A 5,040-nucleotide genomic window follows, 5' to 3' on the forward strand; every position below is an offset into this window, starting at 1 on the left:
CGTTGAAGCCGTGGTCGACTACGAGGGTGGCGTGAACGGCTTGCCTTCGGCAAATGTCGTCGAGTTCGACGTTGAAGGCGGCAACAAGGTTATCGTGCGTCCGAGTGGCACCGAGCCCAAAATCAAGCTCTATGTGTTCGCGAAGGATGCCGACCGCGCTGCGGCTGACGCGCTGCTCGACGCCCTTGAGGCCGCGGGTCGCGAATTGCTGAAATAAAGGTTGTATATCGGGCGGCTTTCGGGCCGCCCGTTTTGTACGGAACGTGTACGGGCTTCGTGCCGAGCCACGTTGTTCCAATCTCTCTTGCGAGGCTCGCTATAATGGGCGTGCCGCGTGGTAATGCGTGGTTTTGGGATTCGCAACAAGGAAGGACATCCCATGATTTTCGGAAATATCGAAAGCACCGATTTGTCGACTATTGGCCACGAAGGCGTTCGCCGCGCAATCGAGTGGGCGCGCGAGCATGACTTGTCCGCGCTGCCGTGCGGTCGCAACGATATCGACGGCGATGCGCTGTATGTGAACGTTGCTGAATATGATTCGAAGGCATTCGAAGATTGCAAGTTCGAAGCGCACAAGCGCTACATCGACGTGCAGGTCGTGGCTTCGGGCATCGAGCGCATCGATTCCCAGGTGATTGCCAAGTGCGAAGCCGGCGAATTCGACGAAGAGGGCGACTTCATGCTGCTCGAGGGCGAGGCCGCTACCCAGGTGATTCTTGAGCCGGGCAGCTTCGCGGCATACTTCCCCGACGATGCCCATAAACCGGGTATTGCGGTCGATGGCGCCTCCCATAACAAGAAGTGCGTCTTCAAAGTATTGGTGTAGGTTGGCATGCTGCACCTATCAGCGGCGCCCGTACTTAAAAGGTCCTAAGCTTAATAAGCATCGGCGGGCGACGTCGGTAATGCAGAAGAGCGGCTCGGATTTATTCCAGCCGCTCTTCTTCGTTTCCCGAGGTCTTTCGCGTGCCGGATGCGGAAGCCTGCTAAATGCCTCGAGCATTTAGCAGGCTTCAGTTTCTGGGCGCACTATCGAGGGCGTGAACTATGATTCTTCAAAAGCGTCCATACGATAGCGGCCCCAATGGCTGCGGCGCAGGTGTCGACAAGCCAATCCATAGGGTCGCAGCTTCGGCCGGGGGTAAAAATCTGATGGAATTCGTCGCTTATGCCATAAAGGCTTGAGAGGATGAGCGCGACGAGAGGGTTGGGGAAGTCGCCGAGCATGCCTGCGGGGTGCGCGGTCGCGTTTCTCTCGAATATGGTCCACGGCGTGAAACGCAGCGCGTTTGCAAGCGCGGCACCGAGCAGCAGGTATTCCGTGAAATGCCCCACGGGCGATACGTCGACCTCGTGGCCGAAGAGCGCCGTGGCGCCCGCAACCAAGAGGTTTTTGACGATCGAGACGATGCCCGAGTGGTTATCGAGGTCGTTGCCCGTTTTCGCGCTCATGCAGAAAATGAAGGCGAGCATAATCGCGACGGCGGCCCATGAAAGAAGCGTGCATGCGCGGCGAGAGAGGCGAGGGCGATTCGAGCCTTCGAGCTCTTCGCTGGTTGTAGCCTTTGATTCGTCGATGGTGTGCGAACTTTTGCACGTGGGCGTGCCCGCGTTTTTGTTTGTGATGCGAGATTGAGTTTTCATGGTTTGTGATTCTATCAAATCGGTGGGTTACGGCCGCAACGGCCAAGGTTTTCGTTACCATTAATAAGTTATATCCACGCGTGCGATACATTCACATTCGGAAAGGCGCATCCATGGCCGAAGACCACACGAACCAGCAACCTCAGCAACCGCCGCAACCTGCGGCGCCGCAGGGTTTTGACGCGCAGCAAAGCCAGGCGTACGCTCAGGGCCAGGCGCAGCCGTTTGCCCAGTCCCAGCCGTATGGACAGCCTCAAGCGCAGCAGCCGTACGGGCAGCCCGGCGCTCAGCAATACGCCCAGCCCGGGTGCGGCCAGCAAGGCTACGCCCAGCAGTACTATGCTCCCGCGGCGCAGCCCGCGTATGCCGCGCCCGCGCCGAAGAAAAAGAGCATGGCGCCCTGGATTGCGCTCGGCGTGATTCTGTTCGCCGTCGTATTCTGCTTTACCATTGGGGCCATGTCGTGCTCGAATGCGGTGCATTCCCTCTCGAATTTTGGCATGGGCTCTGTTGAGGAAGAGCTCACCGTTGGACCCACCGTTGCGGTCATCGATATTTCGGGAACCATTCAATACGACGGCACGGCCTGCTCTCCTGAGGGCCTTTCGTCGCTGCTCAACCAGGCGGAGGAAAACGACGATATCGAAGCCGTGGTTTTGCGCGTCGATTCGGGCGGCGGCACAGCAACGGCGGGCGAGGAAATGGCTGAATACGTGAAGCGCTTCAGCAAGCCCGTGGTGGTCTCGAGCGCGTCGATGAATTGCAGCGCGGCATACGAGATTTCGAGTCAGGCCGACCTGATTTACGTGAACAAGACCACCGATATCGGCGCCATTGGCACGGTGATGCAGGTGACCGATCTTTCGGAGCTGCTCGACAAGTTGGGCATCAAGGTCGACAATATCGCATCGGCGGAATCGAAGGATTCGAGCTACGGCACGCGTCCCCTTACCGACGAAGAGCGCGCCTACTACCAGGAGCTCATCGATGTGACGAACGAAGTCTTCGTCGAAAACGTGGCAGAGGGGCGCTCCATGAGCCTTGATGAGGCTCGCGCGCTTGCGACGGGCCTTCCGTTCACCGGCGAGCAGGCTGTCGAGAACGGCCTCGCCGATGAAGTGGGCGTTTTCGATGACGCAATTGAAGCCGCCGCGCAACTCGCGGGTCTCGGTTCCGACTACAATGTGATTACGCTTACCCAGTCGAGCGACTTGGGCTCGCTGATGGATTTACTTTCTGAAAGCGACAGCGACTCGGCCACTTCGGCCGCCGCCGCGAAATTGATTGAACTGTTGAAGAACGAGGGGGTTCTTTCGTGAGCTATACCAGCGAACTGACGTGGCCTGCGCGTGCGGTTGTTACCGCGGGCATGCCCTATGGCAATAAGAAGCTGCACTTCGGCCACGTTGCGGGCGTGTTCGTGCCCGCCGACGCCTATGCGCGCTTCCTTCGCGACCGCATTGGCGAACAGAATGTGCTCTTCGTTTCTGGCACCGACTGCTTCGGCTCGCCTATCCAGGAGGGCTACCGCAAGGCCTGCGAAAACGAGGGCTTCGAGGGCACTATTGTCGACTATGTGCAGCGCAACCACGATGCGCAGAAGGCGACGCTCGATGCTTACGACATCTCGCTTTCCATTTACGAGGGTTCGGGCATTGGCCGCGCGGGCGAAGTGCATCAGCGCGTGACGAACGACCTGCTCGAAAAGCTGCACGAAAACGGCCACTTGCGCCTTATGGAAACGCTGCAGTTCTACGACCCTGAGGCGGGCCAGTTCCTCAACGGCCGCCAGGTGCATGGCTATTGCCCCGTGCAGGGCTGCAAGTCGGAAAAGGCCTATGCCGACGAATGCGACCTGGGCCACCAGTTCGACCCCGCCGACCTTATCAAGCCCACGTCATCGCTCACGGGTTGCGTGCCTGAGCTTCGTCCCGTGCGCAATTGGTATTTCGACCTGCCGAATTTCCGCGAACAGCTTGGCGAGATTGCCGAAAACCTCGAGGCCGACCCCGAGGTGCGTCCTGTGGTGTCGCAGACGGCCAAGGAATTCCTCGTGCCGCCCGTCATCTATATCAAAAACGAGCTCGAGGCCGACTACCGCGCTATCGAGTCGAAATTGCCTGCGCATGAATTCCATGCCGCCGAAGGCAACAAGCAGAGCTTTGAACTCGAGTTCGCCAACATCGAATCGCGCGATGCCGCTCGCGACGAGCTCACCGCTGCCGGAATTCGCTTCCGTACGGGCAAGGCGCTCGTGCCGTTCCGCATTTCCGGCAATGTGGAATGGGGCGTGAAGGTGCCCGAGATGGAAGGCGTGGACGACCTTACGGTGTGGTGCTGGCCTGAAAGCCTGTGGGCCCCTGTGAGCTTCTCGGCCACGGCGCTCGAGGCTCGCGGCGAAGAGCTGAGCGCGGTGCGCGACTGGTGGTGCAGCCCCGATGCGCGCGTGTACCAGTTCATCGGCCAAGACAACCTGTATTTCTACGGCGTTGCCCAGCCCGCGCTGTGGATGGCGCTCGAGAATGGCAATGCCGAGGTCGCGTACCCGCAGCCGGGCGACTTGCAGCAAACGACGCTCATCGCGAACCATCACATTCTGTTCGGCAAGGTGAAGGCGTCGTCTTCGGGCGCGGTGAAGCCTCCTTCGGCCGATCAGCTGCTCGAGCACTATACGGTCGACCAGCTGCGCGCCCATTGGCTTGGTCTGGGCCTCGATGTGAAATCGGTGGGCTTCAAGCCCAAGCCGTTCGAGGTTGACGAGGCGAAGCGCAACGATTCCCGTGTGGCCGACCCCGTGCTCAAGGAAGGCGCGTTGCTCACGAACGTGTTCAACCGCTTGGCGCGCAGCTGCTTCTATGAGGCGCAGAAGAACTTCGAGGGCTTCATGCCCCTTGGCGCTCCCGCGGCCGACGTGGTGGCGCGCTGCCACAAGGCCATGGCGGAATACGAGGCCATTATGCACAAGGCCGAGCTGCATTCGATCATGACGCTCATGGATGACTTCATCCGCTGGGCGCAGAAGCATTGGGCTGACGGCATTAAGGCCGCCGAGGGCGCCGACGATGCTGACATGCGTCGTCAGATTCTGGTCGACAGCTTCTTCACGCTGCGTGTCGCCACGCTGCTCATGCATCCTGTGGCGCCCGACGGTTGCGAGAAGATCGTGGAGCATTTGGGCCTGCCCGCCGAGCGCGTGTTCAGCTGGAACGCGCCGTTCGAGGACATGGCTGAGCTGTGCGATGCCGCCGACGTCGAAGCAGGCCGCCACGCCATCGTGGAGCTTCCGCCGCGCACCGACTTCTTCGCGAAGCACGAATCGCAGTTCAAATAAGACACACGGTGCGGAAAAGGACTCGTATGAATAAGGCGAAAGCGCCTGCTCGCCGGAAAGCG

The 5,040-nt window shown here is 59.9% G+C and carries 4 protein-coding genes and 1 pseudogene; 4 read left to right on the plus strand and 1 reads right to left on the minus strand.

All coding sequences use genetic code 11. The features are described 5' to 3' along the window. Together ACWI8T_RS08115 and ACWI8T_RS08120 are read left to right on the plus strand one after the other, a co-directional pair. Positions 1–217 (plus strand): annotated as a pseudogene (locus tag ACWI8T_RS08115) (phospho-sugar mutase); the annotation flags it as partial. A gap of 162 nt (positions 218–379) precedes the next feature. Continuing rightward, a complete protein-coding gene (locus tag ACWI8T_RS08120; RefSeq protein ID WP_288169308.1) occupies positions 380–829 on the plus strand; it encodes a YhcH/YjgK/YiaL family protein in 450 nt (149 codons plus the stop codon). A 203-nt stretch (positions 830–1,032) separates the two neighbouring features. Here ACWI8T_RS08120 and ACWI8T_RS08125 read toward each other — a convergent pair whose 3' ends face one another. Next, a complete protein-coding gene (locus ACWI8T_RS08125; protein ID WP_449138576.1) occupies positions 1,033–1,647 on the minus strand; it encodes a VanZ family protein in 615 nt (204 codons plus the stop codon). A 113-nt stretch (positions 1,648–1,760) separates the two neighbouring features. Here ACWI8T_RS08125 and sppA point away from each other — a divergent pair, with 113 nt between their 5' ends. After that, the gene (gene sppA, locus ACWI8T_RS08130; RefSeq protein WP_449138577.1) at positions 1,761–2,966 is read left to right on the plus strand and encodes a signal peptide peptidase SppA; all 1,206 of its coding nucleotides are present in this window, start codon (positions 1,761–1,763) and stop codon (positions 2,964–2,966) included. Then, complete coding sequence (locus ACWI8T_RS08135) at positions 2,963–4,978, plus strand: class I tRNA ligase family protein (RefSeq protein WP_449138578.1); 2,016 nt, start codon at positions 2,963–2,965, stop codon at positions 4,976–4,978. The genes sppA and ACWI8T_RS08135 overlap by 4 nt, the downstream gene beginning before the upstream one ends. The last annotated feature ends 62 nt before the right edge of the window (positions 4,979–5,040 follow it).

This window comes from Slackia sp. (assembly GCF_977041755.1).